19 protein-coding genes are annotated in these 21,660 nt (G+C 52.3%); 5 read left to right on the top strand and 14 right to left on the bottom strand.

Annotation, left to right across the window (positions count from 1 at the left end):
• Positions 1 to 278 precede the first annotated feature (278 nt).
• Both malP and malQ read left to right on the top strand, forming a co-directional pair.
• Complete coding sequence (malP, locus tag D9734_RS16660) at positions 279 to 2,672, top strand: maltodextrin phosphorylase (protein ID WP_130209007.1); 2,394 nt, start codon at positions 279 to 281, stop codon at positions 2,670 to 2,672.
• Between the two features lie 9 nt (positions 2,673 to 2,681).
• Entirely contained in the window at positions 2,682 to 4,766 is a 2,085-nt protein-coding gene (gene malQ / locus D9734_RS16655) for a 4-alpha-glucanotransferase (RefSeq protein WP_130209005.1), read from the top strand.
• Positions 4,767 to 4,876: 110 nt separating this feature from the next.
• Here the strand turns inward: malQ and gntT are convergent, their stop codons facing one another.
• From gntT to gntX, 3 genes are all read right to left on the bottom strand, one after another.
• Positions 4,877 to 6,193 (bottom strand): gluconate transporter, encoded by a 1,317-nt coding sequence (gene gntT / locus D9734_RS16650; protein WP_001131743.1) that lies wholly within the window; start codon positions 6,191 to 6,193, stop codon positions 4,877 to 4,879.
• A 350-nt stretch (positions 6,194 to 6,543) separates the two neighbouring features.
• Entirely contained in the window at positions 6,544 to 7,119 is a 576-nt protein-coding gene (gene nfuA / locus D9734_RS16645) for a Fe-S biogenesis protein NfuA (protein ID WP_000619389.1), read from the bottom strand.
• A gap of 58 nt (positions 7,120 to 7,177) precedes the next feature.
• The gene (gene gntX, locus D9734_RS16640) at positions 7,178 to 7,861 is read right to left on the bottom strand and encodes a DNA utilization protein GntX (RefSeq protein WP_130209003.1); all 684 of its coding nucleotides are present in this window, start codon (positions 7,859 to 7,861) and stop codon (positions 7,178 to 7,180) included.
• 37 nt (positions 7,862 to 7,898) lie between these two features.
• On the opposite strand from gntX, the gene bioH reads away from it, so the two are divergent.
• A complete protein-coding gene (gene bioH, locus D9734_RS16635) occupies positions 7,899 to 8,669 on the top strand; it encodes a pimeloyl-ACP methyl ester esterase BioH (RefSeq protein WP_130209001.1) in 771 nt (256 codons plus the stop codon).
• 18 nt (positions 8,670 to 8,687) lie between these two features.
• Here bioH and D9734_RS16630 read toward each other — a convergent pair whose 3' ends face one another.
• From D9734_RS16630 to greB, 8 genes are all read right to left on the bottom strand, one after another.
• Positions 8,688 to 9,053 carry a type II toxin-antitoxin system PemK/MazF family toxin gene (locus D9734_RS16630; RefSeq protein ID WP_130208999.1) on the bottom strand — a complete coding sequence of 122 codons (366 nt, stop codon included), beginning with the start codon at positions 9,051 to 9,053 and terminating at the stop codon, positions 8,688 to 8,690.
• Positions 9,047 to 9,316 carry an AbrB/MazE/SpoVT family DNA-binding domain-containing protein gene (locus D9734_RS16625; RefSeq protein WP_130208997.1) on the bottom strand — a complete coding sequence of 90 codons (270 nt, stop codon included), beginning with the start codon at positions 9,314 to 9,316 and terminating at the stop codon, positions 9,047 to 9,049. Before D9734_RS16625 ends, D9734_RS16630 begins: the two co-directional genes overlap by 7 nt.
• Before the next feature lie 72 nt (positions 9,317 to 9,388).
• Positions 9,389 to 10,267, bottom strand: a complete 879-nt coding sequence (gene rpnA, locus D9734_RS16620) for a recombination-promoting nuclease RpnA (protein WP_130208995.1) — start codon at positions 10,265 to 10,267, stop codon at positions 9,389 to 9,391.
• Between the two features lie 203 nt (positions 10,268 to 10,470).
• Positions 10,471 to 10,707 carry a [Fe-S]-dependent transcriptional repressor FeoC gene (gene feoC / locus D9734_RS16615; protein WP_000157586.1) on the bottom strand — a complete coding sequence of 79 codons (237 nt, stop codon included), beginning with the start codon at positions 10,705 to 10,707 and terminating at the stop codon, positions 10,471 to 10,473.
• Positions 10,708 to 10,717: 10 nt separating this feature from the next.
• On the bottom strand, positions 10,718 to 13,039 hold the full coding sequence (feoB, locus tag D9734_RS16610; RefSeq protein WP_000736997.1) for a Fe(2+) transporter permease subunit FeoB: 2,322 nt from the start codon (positions 13,037 to 13,039) through the stop codon (positions 10,718 to 10,720).
• A gap of 16 nt (positions 13,040 to 13,055) precedes the next feature.
• Positions 13,056 to 13,283 (bottom strand): ferrous iron transporter A, encoded by a 228-nt coding sequence (gene feoA / locus D9734_RS16605; RefSeq protein WP_001200455.1) that lies wholly within the window; start codon positions 13,281 to 13,283, stop codon positions 13,056 to 13,058.
• Positions 13,284 to 13,739: 456 nt separating this feature from the next.
• Positions 13,740 to 16,061, bottom strand: coding sequence for a Tex family protein (locus D9734_RS16600; RefSeq protein WP_130208993.1), 2,322 nt, complete (start codon positions 16,059 to 16,061; stop codon positions 13,740 to 13,742).
• 96 nt (positions 16,062 to 16,157) lie between these two features.
• Positions 16,158 to 16,634, bottom strand: coding sequence for a transcription elongation factor GreB (gene greB / locus D9734_RS16595; protein WP_167850492.1), 477 nt, complete (start codon positions 16,632 to 16,634; stop codon positions 16,158 to 16,160).
• A 227-nt stretch (positions 16,635 to 16,861) separates the two neighbouring features.
• Here greB and ompR point away from each other — a divergent pair, with 227 nt between their 5' ends.
• The gene (gene ompR / locus D9734_RS16590) at positions 16,862 to 17,581 is read left to right on the top strand and encodes a two-component system response regulator OmpR (RefSeq protein WP_001157751.1); all 720 of its coding nucleotides are present in this window, start codon (positions 16,862 to 16,864) and stop codon (positions 17,579 to 17,581) included.
• Entirely contained in the window at positions 17,578 to 18,930 is a 1,353-nt protein-coding gene (gene envZ / locus D9734_RS16585; RefSeq protein WP_130208989.1) for a two-component system sensor histidine kinase EnvZ, read from the top strand. Before ompR ends, envZ begins: the two co-directional genes overlap by 4 nt.
• A 30-nt stretch (positions 18,931 to 18,960) precedes the next feature.
• On the opposite strand, the gene nadS is transcribed toward envZ, so the two are convergent.
• From nadS to pckA, 3 genes are all read right to left on the bottom strand, one after another.
• Complete coding sequence (nadS, locus tag D9734_RS16580) at positions 18,961 to 19,257, bottom strand: NadS family protein (RefSeq protein WP_130208987.1); 297 nt, start codon at positions 19,255 to 19,257, stop codon at positions 18,961 to 18,963.
• Positions 19,258 to 19,315: 58 nt separating this feature from the next.
• Positions 19,316 to 19,633 (bottom strand): type II toxin-antitoxin system RelE/ParE family toxin, encoded by a 318-nt coding sequence (locus D9734_RS16575; protein WP_130208985.1) that lies wholly within the window; start codon positions 19,631 to 19,633, stop codon positions 19,316 to 19,318.
• A 116-nt stretch (positions 19,634 to 19,749) separates the two neighbouring features.
• Entirely contained in the window at positions 19,750 to 21,372 is a 1,623-nt protein-coding gene (gene pckA / locus D9734_RS16570) for a phosphoenolpyruvate carboxykinase (ATP) (RefSeq protein WP_130208983.1), read from the bottom strand.
• Positions 21,373 to 21,660 lie beyond the last annotated feature (288 nt).

Below are 21,660 nucleotides of genomic sequence, written 5' to 3'. Positions count from 1 at the left end.
ATTTCGCTGCTTTACTTAATTTATAGAGTGGCTTTCCGCTTTTTGATAATACGCGACGCCCTTTCTTACTGTTAATCGTCGGTTTTTTTGCGCTCTTTGGCACTGGGCCGATGCTTTTGCAGTTGATTGCACTACCTTTAAGTGTTCGCGATCACATTTTCTTGCTCATCCCCGTCACTCCTCCCCGCCTAATCCCCCGTAGGATGAGGAAGGTCAACATGGAGCCTGGCAAACTAACGATAACGTTGTGTTTAATGTCTAAGAAAACTGGAACTCCTATGTCACAACCCATTTTTAATGAAAAGCAATTTCAGGAAGCCCTGTCACGTCAATGGCAGCGTTATGGCTTAACTTCTGCAGCTGAGATGACCCCTCGTCAGTGGTGGCAGGCCGTGAGTGAAGCGCTGGCGGAAATGTTGCGTGCCCAGCCTTTTGCCAAACCGACGGCGAATCAGCGCCATGTTAACTACATCTCAATGGAGTTTTTGATTGGTCGTCTGACGGGCAACAACCTGTTAAATCTCGGTTGGTATCAGGCTGTTCAGGATTCGCTGAAATCCTATGACATCAACCTGACAGATCTGCTGGAAGAAGAGACTGACCCGGCGCTGGGCAACGGCGGTCTGGGGCGTCTGGCGGCATGTTTCCTCGATTCAATGGCGACCGTCGGACAATCCGCAACAGGCTATGGTCTGAACTATCAATATGGTCTGTTCCGTCAGTCATTTGTTGACGGTCAACAAATGGAAGCGCCAGATGACTGGCATCGCGGTAACTATCCGTGGTTCAGCCATAATGAAGCGCTTGACGTGCAGGTTGGGATTGGTGGCAAGGTCACGAAAGACGGACGTTGGGAGCCCGCATTTACCATTACCGGCCAGGCGTGGGATTTACCTGTGCTGGGCTACCGAAATGGTGTGGCGCAGCCGCTGCGTTTATGGCAAGCGACACATGCGCATCCGTTTAACCTCACCAAATTCAACGACGGCGATTTCCTGCGTGCTGAACAACAGGGCATTGACGCTGAAAAACTGACTAAAGTGCTCTATCCAAACGACAACCATACTGCCGGTAAAAAACTGCGTCTGATGCAGCAATATTTCCAGTGTGCTTGTTCGGTTGCCGACATTCTGCGTCGTCACCATCTGGCGGGGCGTAAACTGCACGAGCTGGCAGATTACGAAGTCATTCAGCTCAACGATACCCACCCGACTATCGCTATTCCAGAACTGCTGCGCGTGCTAATCGATGAGCACCAGATGAGCTGGGATGACGCATGGGCAATCACCAGCAATACCTTTGCTTATACCAACCATACCCTAATGCCAGAAGCACTTGAGTGCTGGGATGAGAAGCTGGTAAAAGCCCTGCTGCCACGCCATATGCAGGTAATCAACGAAATCAACAACCGCTTTAAGAAGCTGGTGGAAAAAACCTGGCCGGGCGATAAAGCGGTATGGGCGAAGCTGGCGGTGGTGCATGACAAACAAGTTCGCATGGCCAATATGTGCGTGGTAAGCGGCTTTGCGGTAAACGGTGTGGCGGCGTTGCACTCGGATCTGGTGGTGAAAGATCTGTTCCCGGAATATCACCAGCTATGGCCGAACAAATTCCATAACGTCACCAACGGCATTACCCCGCGTCGCTGGATCAAACAGTGCAACCCGGCACTGGCGGCATTGTTGGATAAGTCACTGAAAAAAGAGTGGGCTAACGATCTCGATCAGTTGATCAATCTGGAAAAATTCGCTGATGACGAGAAATTCCGCCAGCAATATCGCGAGATCAAACAGGCGAATAAAGTTCGTCTGGCGGAGTTTGTGAAAGTCCGTACCGGTATTGAAATCAATCCTCAGGCGATTTTCGATATTCAGATCAAACGCCTGCACGAGTACAAACGCCAGCACCTGAATCTGCTGCATATTCTGGCGTTGTACAAAGAAATTCGTGAAAACCCGCAGGCTGACCGCGTACCGCGCGTCTTCCTCTTCGGCGCGAAAGCGGCACCGGGCTACTACCTGGCGAAGAATATTATCTTTGCGATCAACAAAGTGGTTGACGTGATCAACAACGATCCGCAGGTGGGCGACAAGCTGAAGATTGTATTCCTGCCAGATTATTGTGTATCTGCTGCGGAAATGCTGATCCCGGCGGCGGATATCTCCGAGCAGATCTCCACCGCAGGTAAAGAAGCTTCTGGTACTGGCAATATGAAACTGGCGCTTAACGGTGCGCTCACTGTCGGCACGCTGGATGGTGCAAACGTGGAGATCGCCGAGAAAGTCGGTGAAGAGAATATCTTTATCTTTGGTCATACCGTGGAGCAGGTTAAGGCGCTGAAAGCTAAGGGCTATGATCCGGTGAAATGGCGGAAGAAAGATAAGGTGCTTGATGCGGTATTAAAAGAGCTGGAAAGCGGTAAATATAGCGATGGCGATAAACACGCGTTTGACCAGATGCTGCATAGCCTCGGTAAGCAGGGCGGCGATCCGTATCTGGTGATGGCGGACTTTGCGGCTTATGTCGAAGCGCAAAAACGCGTGGATGTGCTGTACCGCGACCAGGAGGCCTGGACTCGCGCGGCGATCCTCAATACCGCCCGCTGCGGTATGTTTAGCTCGGATCGCTCAATCCGTGATTATCAGGCTCGTATCTGGCAGGCAAAACGCTAAGGAAGCGCGATGGAAAGCAAACGTCTGGACAAAGCCGCGTTGGCGGCGGGGATCAGCCCCAATTACATCAATGCCCACGGAAAACCGCAGTCGATTAGCGCCGAAACCAAACGGCGTTTGCTTGATGCGATGCATCAAAGTGCCGCCACGAAAGTGGCGGTAACACCAGTGCCAAATGTCATGGTGTATACCTCCGGGAAAAAAATGCCAATGGCAGTAGAGGGCAGCGGCGAATTTAGCTGGTTGCTGACCACCGAAGAAGGTACGCAGTACAAAGGCCACGTGAGCGGTGGTAACGCGTTCAATCTACCGACGAAGCTGCCGGAAGGTTATCACACGCTGACACTCACCCAGGAAGATCAACGCGCGCATTGCCGGGTGATTGTCGCCCCGAAACGCTGCTACGAACCGCAGGCATTGCTCAATAAGCAAAAGCTGTGGGGCGCTTGCGTTCAGCTTTATACGCTGCGATCGGAAAAAAACTGGGGTATTGGGGATTTTGGCGATCTCAAAGCTATGCTGGTGGATGTGGCGAAACGTGGTGGAGCGTTTATCGGCCTGAATCCGATTCATGCGCTCTATCCGGCAAACCCGGAAAGCGCCAGCCCATATAGCCCGTCTTCTCGCCGCTGGCTGAACGTGATTTATATCGACGTCAACGCTGTTGAAGATTTTCAGCTTAGCGAAGAGGCGCAAGCCTGGTGGCACATGCCGACCACGCAGCAGACGCTGCAACAGGCGCGGGATGCCGGCTGGGTAGATTACTCCACGGTTACCGCCCTGAAAATGACAGCATTGCGGATGGCGTGGAAAGGTTTCGCGCAACGTGATGATGAGCAGATGACCGCGTTTCGCCAGTTTGTTGCAGAGCAAGGCGACAGCCTGTTTTGGCAGGCAGCCTTTGATGCGCTACATGCCCAGCAAGTGAAAGAAGACGAAATGCGCTGGGGCTGGCCAGCATGGCCTGAGATGTATCAGAACGTGGATTCGCCAGAAGTGCGTCAGTTCTGCGAAGAACATCGCGATGACATCGATTTTTATCTCTGGTTGCAGTGGCTGGCTTACCGCCAGTTTGCCGCCTGCTGGGAGATAAGCCAGGGCTATGAAATGCCGATTGGCTTGTATCGTGATCTGGCGGTTGGTGTAGCAGAAGGTGGGGCAGAAACCTGGTGCGACCGTGAACTGTATTGCCTGAAAGCGTCGGTTGGCGCGCCGCCGGATATCCTCGGCCCGCTGGGGCAGAACTGGGGCTTGCCGCCGATGGACCCGCATATCATCACCGCGCGCGCCTATGAACCGTTTATCGAGCTGCTGCGCGCGAACATGCAAAACTGCGGCGCATTACGAATTGACCATGTGATGTCGATGCTGCGTTTGTGGTGGATACCGTATGGCGAGACGGCGGATCAGGGGGCATATGTTCACTATCCGGTGGATGATCTGCTCTCGATTCTGGCACTCGAAAGTCAGCGTCATCGCTGCATGGTGATTGGGGAAGATCTCGGCACTGTACCAGTAGAGATTGTCGGTAAACTGCGCAGTAGCGGTGTTTACTCCTATAAAGTGCTCTATTTCGAAAGCGACCACGAGAAGACATTCCGCGCGCCGAAAGCGTACCCGGAGCAGTCGATGGCAGTTGCGGCGACACACGACCTGCCAACGCTTCGCGGTTACTGGGAGAGCGGTGATTTAACGCTGGGCAAAACGCTGGGGCTGTATCCGGATGAAGAGGTGCTACGCGGTTTGTATCAGGATCGTGAGCAGGCGAAGCAGGGGCTGCTGGATGCACTGCACAAATATGGCTGCCTGCCTAAACGCACCGGGCATAAGGCGTCGCTGATGGCGATGACGCCGACGCTTAATCGTGGTTTGCAACGCTACATTGCCGACAGCAACAGCGCCCTGTTAGGGCTACAGCCGGAAGACTGGCTGGATATGGCGGAACCGGTAAATATTCCTGGAACCAGTTACCAGTACAAAAACTGGCGACGCAAGCTTTCCGCAACGCTTGAGACGATGTTTGCCGATGATGGGGTGAACAAGTTGATTAAGGATCTGGACAAGCGGCGCAGGGCGGCAGCGAAGAAGAAGTAGAGTACGTTTGATGCCGGATGCGACGCTTGACGCGTCTTATCCGGCCTACTAATTAATGCCGAATCGTAGGCCGGATAAGGCGGTCACGCCGCATCCGGCCATCAGTGTTATCAAATCACCATATTCAGCAGCAGACAGCCAACCAGACCGCACACTGAGATAATGGTTTCCAGCATCGACCAGGATTTGATGGTCTCGCCGATAGTCAGGTTAAAGTACTCTTTGAACAGCCAGAAGCCCGGATCGTTCACGTGCGAGAAAATCACACTACCGGAACCAACCGCAATAACCATCAGCTCTGGGCTAACGCCTGTCGTTGCAATCAGCGGCGCAGCGATACCACCTGCAGTGATTGCCGCAACGGTTGCGGAACCCAGCGCGATACGCAGTACGGCAGCAATCGACCAGGCCATCAGCAGCGGAGAAATGTTGGTTTCGTGCATCATGGAAGCAATGTATTTGTCCACGCCGCTGTCTACCAGCACCTGCTTGAACGCACCGCCACCACCGATGATCAACAGCATCATCGCAATGATTTTGATGGAAGAAACCAGCGTGTCGTTAATCTGATCCATTGAACGGCCACGGTTCAGACCAAAGGTGAACATCGCAATCAGCACGGCAATCAGCGTTGCCATTACCGGGTCACCGAGGAATTCCGCCACCGGCAGGAAAGCGTGACCTTTCGGCAGGATCATTTCGGCAATCGCACGCATCGCCATCAGCACAACTGGCACCAGAGAAGTCCAGACGCTGACGCCAAAGCTCGGCATCTCTTCTTCGCTGAAGGTTTTCGCGCTGTACAGACCTTCCGGGATTGGCTTATCGATACCTTTCAGCACGCGAGCGTAAACCGGACCCGCGAGAATCACGGTCGGGATTGCCAGAATGGTGCCGTACAGCAGGGTTTTACCCATATCGGCATTGAAAATGGTGGCAATCGCAGTCGGGCCCGGATGCGGCGGCAGGAAGCCGTGGGTGACAGACAGCGCAGCGGCCATCGGTACACCAACATACAGCAGCGGGATATTTGCCGCAGCAGCGATGGTGAACACCAGCGGCAGCATCAGTACGAAGCCCACTTCATAGAACAGGGCAAAACCAACGGTAAAACCGGTTAGTACCACGGCCCACTGGATATGTTTTTTACCAAATTTGGCAATCAGCGTGGTGGCGATACGTTGTGCACCGCCACAGTCTGCCAGCATTTTGCCCAGCATCGCGCCAAAACCCATGATCAGGGCAAGGCTGCCGAGCGTCCCGCCGACACCGGCTTTGATAGAGCCAATAACTTTATCCAGCGGCATCCCTTGCATTAATCCAACAGCAAGCGCCACCAGGACGAGGGCGATGAAGCCGTTCATTTTGAAGCGGATCATCAGGAGTAATAACAAGATTACACCGATAGCAACAATGACTAATGGCATGATTTACCTGGCCTTTAATTTGTTATGGGTAACGTCAAGTTTCTGACGACAAATCCTGGTTGTCCCAACTGGGAACAGAGATACAACGGCACCACGGCTGATGACTCCTAAAACGAATTAGTGTAGTCAAATGTTATGAGTGTGTTTGGTGCCCATAGGAATGATACGGGTAACATTGCGTGCTTGAGAATCACCAGAGCGGGGTAAATTTAAATTATGAGAGGTTGGTCATATTATCGCGGGGAAACGAAGGGATGGATTTGCCGAGCCAATATAGCGCTAATGCCTGGCAGATGGCCCGAAAAGACGCTTTAGCGTCGCATCGGGCAATCTACAAAAGAGAGGGTAACTTAGTAGTAAGAGTGCTCGCCGCGCTGGTGTTCGGTGAGATCGCGTACACCTTTCAGCTCCGGGAATTCGTTCAGCAGCTGCTTCTCGATCCCTTCTTTCAGCGTCACATCGACCATAGAACAACCGTTACAGCCGCCACCGAATTGCAGAATGGCGTAGCCGTCTTCGGTGATTTCCATCAGCGAAACGCGACCACCGTGACCGGCAAGTTGCGGGTTGATCTGCGATTGCAGCATGTACTCCACACGCTCCATCAGCGGCGCATCGTCAGCCACTTTACGCATTTTGGCGTTTGGTGCTTTCAGCGTCAGCTGAGAACCCAACTGGTCGGTAACAAAATCAATCTCTGCATCTTCCAGGTAAGGTGCGCTTAACTCATCAACATACGCGGTCAGCAGGTCAAATTTCAGGGCGGTATCGGTGGCTTCCACAGCGTCCGGCGGACAATAAGAAACACCACATTCAGCGTTAGGCGTGCCAGGGTTAATCACAAATACGCGGATTTGTGTCCCTTCTTCCTGGTTTGCCAGCAGTTTGGCAAAGTGCGCTTGTGCAGCATCGGAAATACGGATCATAGTAATGGCCTAATAGTTGACTATTTTAGTTGGTTATAATACGCCCATCATCGAGGCTCTACAAGGTTCGACAAAGGCACCAGACCTGGACTGTCGCCGCACCATTGCGTAAAAGCAGCTGCGCAATCTCTGCGACGGTACTTCCGGTGGTAACGACATCATCCACAATCACCATATGGCGACCTTGCACGGGCAATTCAAGGCGAAAAGCATTCTTCAGATTGCGTCTGCGTAGTCGGGCGCTGAGGAAATGCTGGGTCGCAGTGGCTCGTGTACGCATGACGGCTTCGCTATCCCATTGGCAATTCAACCAGCGTGATAACGGCTGACACAGCAAGTCGCTCTGATTAAACCCCCGACGCCAGTGACGGCGCTGCCATAACGGGACGCTGACGATGCGATCCGGCAGTTGTAATCCGGTAGTCCGACGGGCGTGTAAGACTTCTAATAGTAACAGACGTGACAGGGCGCTGGCGATTTCGCTGCGTAGCGAAAACTTAAGCTGGTGGATGAGCGGACTTAAGGGGGGCGCATAGTCGGCGACCGTGACCAGTCTTTGCCAGGGCGGCGGTTTTTGCAGGCAGCGACCGCAAGGAAGATGTGAGTGTGTGGCAGGTAATCCACATTGTGGGCATAGCGTTTTATCTGTACGGGCGGCACGAGAGCATACCGAACAAATCCCCCAGTGACCTAACGCCAGCGGCATTCGGCATAGCCAGCATAATCCCGGTACTGTTAGCATATGTTCATCCTTGTAAGTAAAAAGAGAACAATAGCGGATGAATAACATCTGGTGGCAGACCAAAGGTCAGGGGAATGTTCATCTTGTGCTGCTGCACGGATGGGGACTGAATGCCGAAGTGTGGCGTTGCATTGACGAGGAACTTAGCTCGCATTTTACGTTGCATCTTGTTGATCTTCCTGGCTTCGGGCGCAGCCAGGGATTTGGTGCGATGTCGCTTGCTGATATGGCTGAAGTGGTGCTGCAACAGGCGCCGGATAAGGCCATCTGGCTGGGCTGGAGTCTGGGTGGACTGGTGGCAAGCCAGATTGCGTTAACCCATCCCGAGCATGTTCAGGCGTTGGTTACCGTGGCATCGTCACCGTGTTTTAGTGCTCGTGACGGCTGGCCGGGGATAAAACCGGACGTGCTGGCAGGTTTCCAGCAGCAACTGAGTGAAGATTTTCAGCGCACAGTAGAACGGTTCCTTGCGTTACAAACCATGGGTACAGAAACGGCACGCCAGGATGCGCGAGCGCTGAAGAAAACCGTTCTGGCGCTGCCGATGCCGGAGGTTGACGTGCTTAATGGTGGGCTGGAAATTCTGAAAACGGTCGATCTCCGTCAGTCGTTGCAAAACGTACCCATGCCGTTTTTGCGATTGTATGGCTATCTCGACGGTCTGGTGCCGCGCAAAGTGGTGCCGATGCTGGATGAACTCTGGCCGCACAGCGAGTCATACATCTTCGCCAAAGCGGCCCATGCGCCGTTTATTTCGCATCCGGTCGAGTTTTGTCACCTGCTGGTGGCGTTGAAGCAGAGGGTGTAGGTGGTAAGTGAGAGCTAATTATTGTGGGTCGATTAAATTCACCAGTTTACTGATAACTTCACTAATCAATGCTTCATCGGCAACGGTATGAAATTTAGCGCCACGGGCAATAAGATCGACGGCTTTTAGCTGGTGACAAAGTACAACGCCATGCAGGCTACCGGTTTGCGTATCATGGGGGAGGACGCTCACTGTCACCCCTGTGGAACGCGCTGCATTTGCGCCTGTTGAAATTGGACAGCACATAGCAACTTTTAAAACATTGTTGAGTTCTTTGTCCGTTACCACAATGCAATAATGTGGTCCGCGAAGTTCATGTCCGGCAACCGGATCAGGGTTAAAATACCATATCTCTCCACGATGTGGCGTCCTTGCCTTTACCATGCTTCATTACCTTTTTTTCCTTCAGCCCATCCTTCTGTGGACTGATTTAACTCCGTAATTTCGTTTTCATCGATCTGGCTCAACAACTGCGCGACGGTAAGACGCCCACGTGGTTTGTGCTCTGTTGCGCGCAAATTAACGCTATCGCCTTTTTTCTCCACGGTAAGCTCTGTGCCCGGTGACCAGCCAAGATCGGTGGCAAGATCTCGTGGGATAGTAACGATCATGGCTCCTCCTTGTTGCCGTAATTTCACTGTCTGCATATTAGTTCCTTAAGTGCTACTTTGTGTTACATACAAGATAGCACAAAGTAGCACTTAAGCAGGGGATAGTGTCTACTGACTCGCCGCAGCCAACTCTTCTTCTGACACCCCGGTAAAGCGCATGATGTCTGCAAGAGGGACTCCCGACTCAAGCATTATTTTGGCTATATGTAGGGCTTTGGATTGTTCTCCCTCCTGCCGCAATCTTTCCGCAATAGTCATCAAACTCACCTTGTGTTTCGGTGAACGTTCGGCCACACCGTCGATAAAATCGTTAAAACGTACCGCATCGCCGGTTTGCAATATGTAATTAAACAGCCCTTTGATTTGTCTGTCATTAGCGTATCCACTACTTAATAAGCAGGCCATTTGCTCTACCAGCCCTAACAGATCGCGTTGGCGTATATGTTTTTGAATTAACTCCAAAAGCGCCATACGTCGGTGCTGCATGATTTCATCATCAGGCATGACGGTGACATCAATCAGCGGAAATGCAGAGGCATAGAGCTGCCTTGCCAGTTTGGGATCGGCAAAACAATCCAGCCAACACAGCGAATAGGGATAGGGGCTTTCAATACCATGGTAAAACAACAACGGCACCACCATCGGCAACGTTTTGTATCCGGCATCAAGGTGGTTTTGCATTGCGGCAATGGCGTAACGCATCATGCGAAATGCGATCAGTTTGTTTGAGGTGCTTTGATGTTCAATCAGGCAATAGATGTATCCTGGTCCTTGCTCGGTTTTCACCGACCACAGCACGTCGGAGTAGCTTTCACGCAGATCGTCATCAATATAACTGCTCGACTCCAGCTTGAGGGTTTTCATATCACAGAGCGCGTGAATGGGGGCCGGTAAATGGAACGCAAGAAAATCGCGTGCCGTGTCCGGTTGGCGTAAAAAGAGTTTGAACAGTGCATCGTGTGGGGTGGAACTCTGCTTTTTGCTCATGGCGTTCCTTCACCTGTTGTTTGAATGCCGCGACTCTACGCGCCACTCCACACCTGTGCATTAGCCAGTTTTCATCCCTGCGAGACGCTTTCAGAGGAACTTACGCTGTGCTGCAAGAATTGCATTTTTATGGAAAGCCGCACGCAAAAAAAGCCCGGTAGCAAACGCATACCGGGCTTTTCAAAACAGGCGGTGGAGTAAGGTTAACGCAGCGCCCACCACTCGCGCAGGCAGGCTTTTCCTTCCGGGCAGCTTTTACAACTGCCGGAGAGGCAGCCGTCAGGTTCTTCCTGAATCCGCACTGCTTTGCCCATACTTTCCAGTTGTTGCAGCATGGCGTTAATCATTGGCTGTGGAGTGTTCAATGTCTGGCTTATCTGGGCCGCTTCCATACGGCCCCGTAACGCCAGCAAATCACGCACCTGAATGAGCGAAGCCATTGCTGTATCCTTAGTGGCAATCGCCAGTGGTGCTGGCTGCACAGCAACTGCTTACCGATTTGCGCGTTGCCAGCAGTTCGATATCCACCCGGCTACGCGCGCGGCGCAGCAAACCGATAACCACGATGTTAAACAGGATAACCGCCAGAATGCACACCAGGCTGTAGGTTGGATGCTGGCTGTAGCTGGCAACCTGATAGAACAATGTTGCCAGCGAGTAAGCGATATTCAGCCCCCACAGGATGGAGAAGCCCATCCAGCCACGGCTTGATTCACGGGCGATGGCTCCCATCACCGAGATGCACGGTACATACAGCAGGACGAAAATCAGGTAGCTGTAAGCGGCAGCTGCGCTACCGAATTTCTGATCCATCACGCCCATCGCCCCGGTACCCATTTCGCCGTCGCCTTTGCTTGCTTCAATGGGGTTCATCAGTACGCTAAGACTGAAGGTGTCTTTCAGGCTCTGCCAGGTTTCATCTACCGCGCTGAACAGCTCTTCACCGAGGTTAAATTCTGCAGGATTGAACTCTTCGTCCTGAATATTTTCTGCGGTGTAGAGAGTGTTGAGCGTACCCACCACCACTTCTTTCGCCATGGCACCTGTAAACAGGCCAACCGTTGCCTGCCAGTTATCTTCATGTACGCCAATCGGTTTGAAGACCGGGGTGATCACACGGCTAACGGAAGCCAGTGCCGAGTCGTTGATGTTATCGACGATTTTCCCGCTCAACGAGAAGCTGTTGAAGGCGCTCAGGAAAATGCTGACGATGATGATCACTTTACCAGCACGCAGAACGAAGCCTTTCAGACGCTGCCAGGTCTGGATAATCAGGCTTTTAACGTGTGGTACATGATAGACCGGCAACTCCATGACAAACGGCGTCGCTTCACCGCGCATGATGGTGTACTTGAGCATCAGGCCAGTCAGCACCGCCATCACGATACCCAGCATATACAGCGAGAAGACCGCCAGCGCGCCGTTCTGCCCGAAGAAGGCAGCCGCAAATACTGCGAAGATAGCCAGACGCGCGCCGCAGGACATAAACGGTGCCATCATAATGGTCATCAGGCGTTCACGCGGCGCATCAAGAGTTCGCGCACCCATCACAGACGGCACGTTACAACCGAAGCCGACGATCAGCGGCACAAAGGATTTCCCCGGCAAGCCCAACGCCTGCATCAGACGGTCCATCACAAACGCCGCACGCGCCATATAACCGGAGTCCTCGAGGAAGGAGAGGAACAGATACATCATGCCGATCTGCGGCACCAGTGGCAGCACGGTGTTAATACCGCCGCCCAGGCCCTGGGCGAGGAAGATAGTCAGCCAGTCCGGGAAGTGGAGCGTGTAGCCAATCCACTGAATACCATGCACAAATAGCGCCACGGAGCCGACGTCAAACAGCGGCTGTAACGCCCCGCCGATGTTGATAGCCAGCAGGAACATCAGGTACATCACAAAGAGGAAAATCGGCAGCCCGAGGAAACGGTTGAGCACGATTTTATCCACTGCCGTGGTGAAGCGACTGGGTTCTGCCGTCAGCGTGTTGCTTACCACATCGCAGATAGCAGCAATACACTGGTAACGCGCATCGGCAATATGCAGCGCCGGATCGTCCATCTCATTACGCAGACGGGCGAGGGCGGCATCCAGATGCTGCGACGCTTCACCGGCGTAGGCGCGGCTGTAGATATCGCCTTCCAGCATTTGCAGACCCAGCCAGCGACGCTGTTTGAGCGGAATGTCGGACGGCATCACTTTTGCCAGTGAATCTGCTTCGTTGAGCAGCGGCTGTGCGTAATGCACCAGTTCTACATTGTCGTTGGCTTTGTAGCGGTCAATCGCCAGTTTCAGAGCTTCGATACCGCGACCACGCGTGGAAACCAGCGGGATCACCGGGCAGCCAAGACGCGCCGACAGCGCATCAATTTCAATGCGAATATTTTGCTTCTCGGCAATGTCGAGCATGTTCAGCGCCACGATGCAGGGAATACCGAGTTCCAGCAGCTGCAGCGTCAGGTAAAGGTTACGCTCAAGGTTAGACGCATCCACCACGTTAATCAGCAGATCGGCGTCGCCACTCAAAATGTAGTGGCAGGCGATTTGCTCGTCCAACGACGTCTGCGATGAAATAGTAGTCAGAGAATAAGTACCGGGCAGGTCCACCAGCGTGACCTGATGATCGGTGGTGGAAAACTGACCCTCTTTACGTTCGACGGTAACGCCAGCCCAGTTTCCTACACGCTGACGTGCTCCGGTGAGCTGGTTAAATAAGGTTGTCTTGCCAGAATTTGGATTACCAATTAAGCCAATGGTTAATTTTTTCATTGTTGTTATCACCGTATTAACAGGAAACCGCTTCCACTTCTAATAAGGCCAGATCTTTTTTGCGTAATACCAGGCTTACACGACGGGTTTCGATATGAATGGGATCGCCGAGTGGAGCGACGCGCACCACATTAAAAGAGGAGCCAGGTAACATGCCAAGAGAAAGCAGCTTCTGACGATATGCCGGGCTGATTTCACGGGAAAAGCCAGTGATTTTCCACGCAGTATCTGGAGTGTATTGCATAGGTGCCTACTTGTTTCTCATTAACTGGATAACTACCTCATGGGGCGTTTGACAGCGACATGGGACCAGATGATTTGCCAACGAAGGAGAGATTAAATAATCAACAGTACAATGATAATGAGAATGGTTTCTATCAGCAATACTTAAAATGTGTGCGAATGTTGGTTTAGATAATAATCTGCGTGAATGTTGATGTGGCTCAAGGTTATATCGGAGCAAAAATATAATTCGGAGGACGAATTATTATGGCTGCTTAATGTTTTATTAAGGTTTCAATTGTTAATGTTGTGATAAATATTAACGAAATATAGTGTGAGTTTCGTTGCGGAATAAAAATGCCGGAGATATTCTCCGGCATTTTTATGTCAGGCAAGGCGTTCGTTGCCAGATGTGGCGTGAACGCCTTATCTGGCCTACGATTTCGTGCAAATTCGAACCGTAGGCCAGTCGGAGCGTTTAACGTTTTTTGCCCATTGCTGCCGCCAGCGCATCCATCATCGCGCTATTACCGGCAGGCTGCGCTTCACGCCCACGCGGTTTGGCTGCCGGGCGGTTGTTTTGCGGGCGATCGTTACCGCCGCCGCGACGAGCGTTGGTTTCGCCAGGCTGCTCGTCCAGACGCATGGTCAGGGCGATACGTTTACGCTGAAGATCCACTTCCAGCACTTTCACCTTCACAATGTCGCCTGCTTTCACCACGGTATGCGGATCTTCCACAAACTTGTTCGACAAAGAAGAGATGTGAACCAGGCCGTCCTGATGTACGCCGATATCAATAAAAGCACCAAAATTGGTGACGTTGGTGACAGCACCTTCGAGGATCATACCCGGTTGCAGGTCGTTCATCGTTTCGACGCCATCAGCAAACTGAGCGGTTTTAAATTCCGGACGCGGATCGCGACCCGGTTTTTCCAGCTCTTTGATGATGTCGGTTACTGTCGGCACACCGAATTTCTCATCGGTGAAATCAGACGCTTTCAGATTACGCAGTTCACTGCTGTTACCCATCAGATCTTTCAGCGCCTGCTGTGTTGCTGCCAGAATGCGTTCCACCACCGGATAGGCTTCCGGGTGAACGGTAGACGCGTCCAGCGGGTTATCGCCGTGGTTAATGCGCAAGAAGCCCGCGCACTGTTCGAAGGCTTTCGGCCCCAGACGGCTCACTTTTAACAGTTGCTGACGGTTCTGGAACTGACCATTTTCATCGCGCCAGGCCACGATGTTTTGCGCCATCATGCGCGTCAGGCCCGCCACGCGAGTTAACAGCGGAACAGAAGCAGTATTCAGATCAACGCCAACGGCGTTTACGCAGTCTTCTACTACTGCATCCAGCTTGCGGGCCAGCTGCGTCTGGCTGACGTCATGCTGATACTGACCAACGCCGATAGATTTCGGATCGATTTTCACCAGCTCCGCCAGCGGATCCTGCAAACGGCGGGCGATAGATACTGCGCCACGCAGAGAAACGTCGAGATCCGGGAACTCCTGCGCTGCCAGCTCGGAAGCCGAGTAAACCGACGCGCCAGCTTCGCTGACGATCACTTTCTGCGCGGTAACCTTCGGGAACTGCTTCTGGACATCAAGATAGAAACGCTCGGTTTCGCGGGAAGCCGTACCGTTACCGATCGCTACCAGTTCAACATTATGTTTTTCACACAGGGCGGCAACGGTCATCGCCGCCTTTGCGGCCTGTCCGGTGTGCGGATAAATGGTATCGGTTGCTACCAGTTTGCCCGTTGCGTCGACCACCGCTACTTTTACCCCGGTACGCAGACCCGGATCGAGGCCCATCGTCGCACGCAGTCCGGCAGGGGCCGCCATCAGCAGATCGTGCAGGTTACGGGCAAAGACATTAATCGCTTCATCTTCCGCACGTTCGCGCACGGTTCCCATCAGTTCTGTTTCCAGGTGCATCAGCACCTTGATGCGCCACGTCCAGCTCACCACGCCTTTGCGCCAGCTATCCGCCGGGGCATTGTTCAGGCGCAGGCCGAGATGATCCATGATGATTTGCTCGCAATAGCTCTCTTTTGGCGGCTCATCGAACTGCGGATCGGCATTCAGCGAAAGCTGGAGTATGCCTTCGTTACGACCACGGAACATCGCCAGCGCGCGGTGAGAAGGCACCGTTGACAGCGGTTCGTGATGATCGAAATAGTCGCGGAATTTCGCGCCTTCCTCTTCTTTACCGTTCACTACGGTCGACACCAGATGCGCGTTCTTCCACAGATAATCACGCACTTTCGCCAGCAGCGCGGCATCTTCGGCAAAGCGTTCCATCAGGATATAGCGCGCGCCGTCCAACGCGGCTTTGGTATCTGCCACGCCTTTATCGGCATCAACATATTGTGCAGCGGCGACTTCTGGCGTGTGTGATGGATCGCTCCACAGTAGGTCAGCCAACGGCTCAAGCCCTGCTTCAATGGCGATTTGCCCGCGGGTACGACGTTTCGGTTTGTAGGGCAGGTAAAGGTCTTCGAGTTCGGTTTTGCTCAAGGTAGCGTTGATGGCATTCGCCAGCTCGTCGGTGAGTTTACCTTGCTCAGAAATGGACTTGAGAATAGCCTGACGTCTCTCTTCCAGCTCGCGCAGATAGCTCAGACGCGTTTCCAGATTACGCAGCTGCGTGTCATCCAGACCGCCGGTGATTTCCTTACGATAACGTGCGATAAACGGCACGGTATTCCCTTCGTCAAGCAGGCGAACGGCAGCGTCAACCTGTTCCGGGCGCGCCTGGATTTCACCCGCAATAATGCGGCAGAACGAATCATTCATCATGGTTTGAGTTCATCTTTTCGGATCAAAAATCAGGGGATAGTTATACGGACTGGCTGGCAAAAATGCCAGCCATCGGCAGGAGGTTAAGACTCTTCCTTACGGTTTCACGTACTCGATAGCATTAACATACCAGCTCGCTTCCCCGGCAGGGGTATTCACCACCGCCAGATCGCCCACCTCTTTTTTCAGCAATGCGCGGGCCATCGGGGAATCGATAGAGATGTAATCTTTGCGGCCAAAGATTTCATCGTAGCCGACGATACGGAAACGGTGAGTCACGCCATCGTCGTTTTCAATCTCTACCCACGCGCCAAAGAAAACTCTACCTTCCTGCTGGGGCGAGTAATCGACGATTTTGAGATTCTCCATGCATTTAGTGAGATAGCGCACACGACGGTCGATTTCACGCAGGCGCTTTTTATTATACTGATAGTCAGCATTTTCGCTGCGGTCGCCCAGACTTGCGGCCCAGGTCACCTTCTTTGTGACTTCCGGGCGCTCTTCACGCCAGAGATAATTTAGCTCTTGTTTGAGTTTTTCATACCCTTCCCGGGTAACCAGGGGCGTTTTCATCTCGTTGATTCCCTTTGTCTGTTTGATAATGCGCACATTGGGTATAACGTGATCATATCAACAGAATCAATAATGTTTCGCTGAATAAATTGTATACTTAAGCCGCTGTTTAATATGCTTTGTAACAATTTAGGCTGAAATTCATACCAGATTTAGCTGGTGACGAACGTGAGCTTTTTTAAGAATACACGCTTACAAATTGTTGCGAACCTTTGGGAGTACAAACAATGCAAGAGAACTACAAGATTCTGGTGGTCGATGACGACATGCGCTTGCGTGCGCTGCTGGAGCGTTATCTCACCGAACAAGGCTTCCAGGTTCGAAGCGTCGCTAATGCAGAACAGATGGATCGCCTGCTGACTCGTGAATCTTTCCATCTTATGGTACTGGATTTGATGTTACCTGGTGAAGATGGTTTGTCGATTTGCCGACGTCTTCGTAGCCAGAGTAATCCGATGCCGATCATTATGGTAACGGCGAAAGGGGAAGAAGTTGACCGTATCGTTGGCCTGGAAATTGGTGCTGACGATTACATTCCAAAACCATTTAACCCGCGTGAATTGCTGGCCCGCATCCGTGCGGTGCTGCGTCGTCAGGCGAATGAACTGCCGGGTGCGCCGTCACAGGAAGAAGCTGTGATTGCTTTCGGTAAGTTCAAACTTAACCTGGGTACGCGTGAAATGTTCCGCGAAGATGAACCGATGCCGCTGACCAGCGGTGAATTTGCGGTTCTGAAGGCGCTGGTCAGCCACCCGCGTGAGCCGCTCTCCCGCGATAAGCTGATGAACCTTGCCCGTGGCCGTGAATATTCCGCAATGGAACGTTCCATCGACGTGCAGATCTCTCGTCTGCGCCGCATGGTGGAAGAAGATCCGGCGCATCCGCGTTACATTCAGACCGTTTGGGGTCTGGGCTACGTTTTCGTGCCGGACGGTTCTAAAGCATGAGGCGATTGCGCTTCTCGCCACGAAGTTCATTTGCCCGCACGTTATTGCTCATCGTCACCTTGCTGTTCGTCAGCCTGGTGACGACTTATCTGGTGGTGCTGAACTTCGCGATTTTGCCGAGCCTCCAGCAGTTTAATAAAGTCCTCGCGTACGAAGTGCGTATGTTGATGACCGACAAACTGCAACTGGAGGACGGCACGCAGCTGGTTGTGCCTCCCGCTTTCCGTCGGGAGATCTACCGTGAGCTGGGGATCTCTCTCTATTCCAACGAAGCTGCCGAAGAGGCCGGGCTGCGTTGGGCGCAACACTATGAATTCTTAAGCCATCAGATGGCGCAGCAGCTGGGCGGTCCGACGGAAGTTCGCGTCGAGGTTAACAAAAGCTCGCCTGTTGTCTGGCTGAAAACCTGGCTGTCGCCCAATATCTGGGTACGCGTGCCGCTGACCGAAATTCATCAGGGCGATTTCTCCCCGCTGTTCCGCTATACGCTGGCGATTATGCTGATGGCGATTGGCGGGGCGTGGCTGTTTATTCGTATTCAGAACCGACCGTTGGTCGATCTCGAACATGCTGCTTTGCAGGTCGGTAAAGGGATTATTCCGCCGCCGCTGCGTGAATATGGCGCTTCGGAGGTGCGTTCGGTTACCCGAGCCTTCAACCATATGGCGGCTGGTGTTAAGCAACTGGCGGATGACCGCACGCTGCTGATGGCAGGGGTAAGTCATGACCTGCGCACGCCACTGACGCGTATTCGCCTGGCGACCGAGATGATGAGCGAGCAGGATGGCTACCTGGCGGAATCGATCAACAAAGATATCGAAGAGTGCAACGCCATCATTGAGCAGTTTATCGACTACCTGCGCACCGGGCAGGAGATGCCAATGGAACTGGCGGATCTTAATGCGGTGCTTGGTGAGGTGATTGCCGCGGAAAGTGGCTATGAGCGTGAAATTGATACCGCGCTTTATCCTGACTGCATAGAAGTGAAAATGCATCCGCTGTCAATCAAACGTGCGGTGGCGAATATGGTGGTGAACGCTGCCCGTTACGGCAATGGCTGGATTAAAGTCAGCAGCGGAACGGAGCCAAATCGCGCCTGGTTCCAGGTGGAAGACGACGGTCCGGGTATCGAGCCTGAACAGCGTAAGCATCTGTTCCAGCCTTTTGTCCGCGGCGACAGTGCGCGCACCATTAGCGGCACGGGACTAGGCCTGGCGATTGTGCAGCGTATCGTGGATAACCATAACGGGATGCTGGAGCTTGGCACCAGCGAGCGGGGCGGGCTTTCCATTCGCGCCTGGCTGCCATTACCGGTAACGCGGGCGCAGGGCACGACAAAAGAAGGGTAAATAAACGGGAGGCGAAGGTACCTCCCGTTTTTAGATTGTTTTCAATTGATTGATAATGAAAGGATTCGCTTGCAAAAGCAGGAGCAATTTTCGAGGTGCTCCGGTAGGTTGACGACGTTTGGTTTCCCAGCTTTTTACCAGGTCATAACTTACCCCTACGGCGACAGCAAAATCTTGCTGGCGTAAGCCAGTTGCTTCACGGATCGCTTTTACATCGATTTCGCTAAAAGTATGGACGTGCTCTGGTTCAGGCGTTTTTTCACCCTTTTCGATGCGTACCATTTCTTCTGCGCTGGCAAGAAGATCAGCAAATAATTCATCTTTCATCTGTTTTCAATGTCTCCGTTGGCATTTCGGCCATGGTGGAATTTGTGGAGCTTCAACATTAAAGCAGCTTCTCGGACAATAGTTTCAATGCCTTTCTTTGTTCTTCTGTTAAATCATCCTGTTCATTTTTAGGATAAATCAACGCCAGATAAATTCGGCCATTGCGTGTCACGTTGTAATAAATTATCCGAATGCCACCCCGTTTCCCCATTCCAGAACGGTTCCAGCGAATTTTTCTGAAACTGCCTGTGCCCGCGATAATGTCACCGGCAGATGGATCTTGAATGAGTAGTTCCTGAAAAGCCCGGAACTCATCATCAGGCAACAATAACTGGCGGCGTTTGCTAAATCCTTGTAGTTCAATAAACGTGAACATAATGCATCCTGCGGTCTATTGATAATTATAAGTGTACCATGTACATATTGGTAGCTAATTAGATATAAAAAAACCCCTTATCCGTTTGGATAAGGGGCCAGTGAGATATCTGCTGATTACAGCTTCGGACCAGCCGCTACCAGCGCGGCACCCGCTGGGGTGTCGGTGTATTTATCGAAGTTGTCGATAAACAGTTTCGCCAGCGTTTCAGCTTTTTCCTGCCACTGTTCCGGAGAAGCGTAGGTGTTACGCGGATCGAGGATCTTCGTGTCTACGCCCGGCAGTTCGGTCGGGATCGCCAGGTTAAACATCGGCAGAGTGAAGGTTTCTGCGTTATCCAGCGAACCGTTGAGGATGGCGTCGATAATGGCGCGGGTATCTTTAATGGAGATACGTTTGCCAGTGCCGTTCCAGCCAGTGTTAACCAGATATGCCTGCGCGCCCGCTGCCTGCATACGTTTTACCAGCACTTCTGCGTACTGAGTTGGGTGCAGCGACAGGAATGCCGCGCCGAAGCAGGCAGAGAAGGTTGGTGTCGGTTCGGTGATGCCACGCTCTGTACCAGCCAGTTTGGCGGTGAAGCCTGAGAGGAAGTGGTACTGAGTTTGATCGGCAGTCAGGCGAGAAACCGGCGGCAGTACGCCAAAAGCATCTGCGGTCAGGAAGATAACTTTAGTCGCGTGGCCCGCTTTGGAAACTGGCTTAACGATGTTATCGATGTGATAGATCGGATAAGAAACGCGGGTGTTCTCGGTTTTTGAACCATCATCAAAGTCGATGGTGCCATCTTCACGTACAGTGACGTTTTCCAGCAGTGCATCGCGACGGATAGCGCCATAGATTTCTGGCTCTGCTTCTTTCGACAGTTTAATGGTTTTCGCGTAGCAGCCGCCTTCGAAGTTAAACACACCGTCATCGTCCCAGCCGTGCTCGTCATCGCCAATCAGGCGACGTTTCGGGTCGGTGGAAAGGGTGGTTTTACCGGTGCCGGAAAGGCCGAAGAACACCGCAACATCGCCTTTCTCGCCAACGTTGGCGGAGCAGTGCATAGAAGCGATACCTTTCAGCGGCAGCAGGTAGTTCATCATTGAGAACATCCCTTTCTTCATTTCGCCGCCGTACCAGGTGCCACCAATCAACTGCATGCGCTCGGTGAGGTTAAACGCCACGAAGTTTTCAGAGTTCAGACCCTGTTCTTTCCACTGCGGGTTGGTGCACTTCGCGCCGTTCATGACGATAAAGTCAGGTTTGAAACCTTCCAGCTCTTCATCACTCGGGCGAATAAACATGTTCTTGACGAAATGCGCTTGCCAGGCCACTTCGGTGATGAAACGTACGGAAAGGCGAGTATCCGGGTTAGCGCCACAGAAAGCATCAACCACGAACAGGCGTTTGCCGGAAAGCTGTTTGGTCACCAGGCCTTTCAGATGTTGCCAGGTTTCCGGAGAGAGAGGTTTGTTGTCGTTCTTACCTTTGCCTTTGTCTGCCCACCAGAAGGTATCGCGAGTCGTATCGTCACGGACGATATACTTATCTTTTGGTGAACGCCCGGTGAAGATCCCGGTATCCACGGCAACGGCACCCAGATTAGTTAACACCCCGCGCTCATAACCTGTCAGGCTCGGATCGAGCTCTTCCTGATACAGCAGGTCGTAGCTTGGGTTGTAAACGATATCATGTACGTCACTGATACCATAAGCCTCGAGTTCTTGCGGGGTCAAACCATTGTTAACGCGCATTTCACTGCTCCTTAGCCAATATGTATTGCCTGAATAGTAAAGTCTTTTTGGGGGTGTTAACCGCGACAAGGCTCATAGATTTACGCATCTGGAGAAATTCATATTTGACAAAAAACTCCGTGATTCCTGTCACGAAACGGTTGCTATTATCGCAGAAATAGCATTCCAGGTGTGGAAAATGTTCCTAAAAGGTTAAATGTTAGTTTAATTGGCCATTATAATGTGAGTTAAATCTCATTCTTGATTGAAATTTATGTAAAATCAATCAGTAAAGTATCGATTCACCAC

It is taken from the genome of Escherichia sp. E14S1 (genome assembly GCF_004211995.1).
GTDB lineage: Bacteria > Pseudomonadota > Gammaproteobacteria > Enterobacterales > Enterobacteriaceae > Escherichia.
The sequence above is the reverse complement of the archived record's forward strand: the minus strand, read 5'-3'. Positions and strand labels throughout refer to the sequence as shown.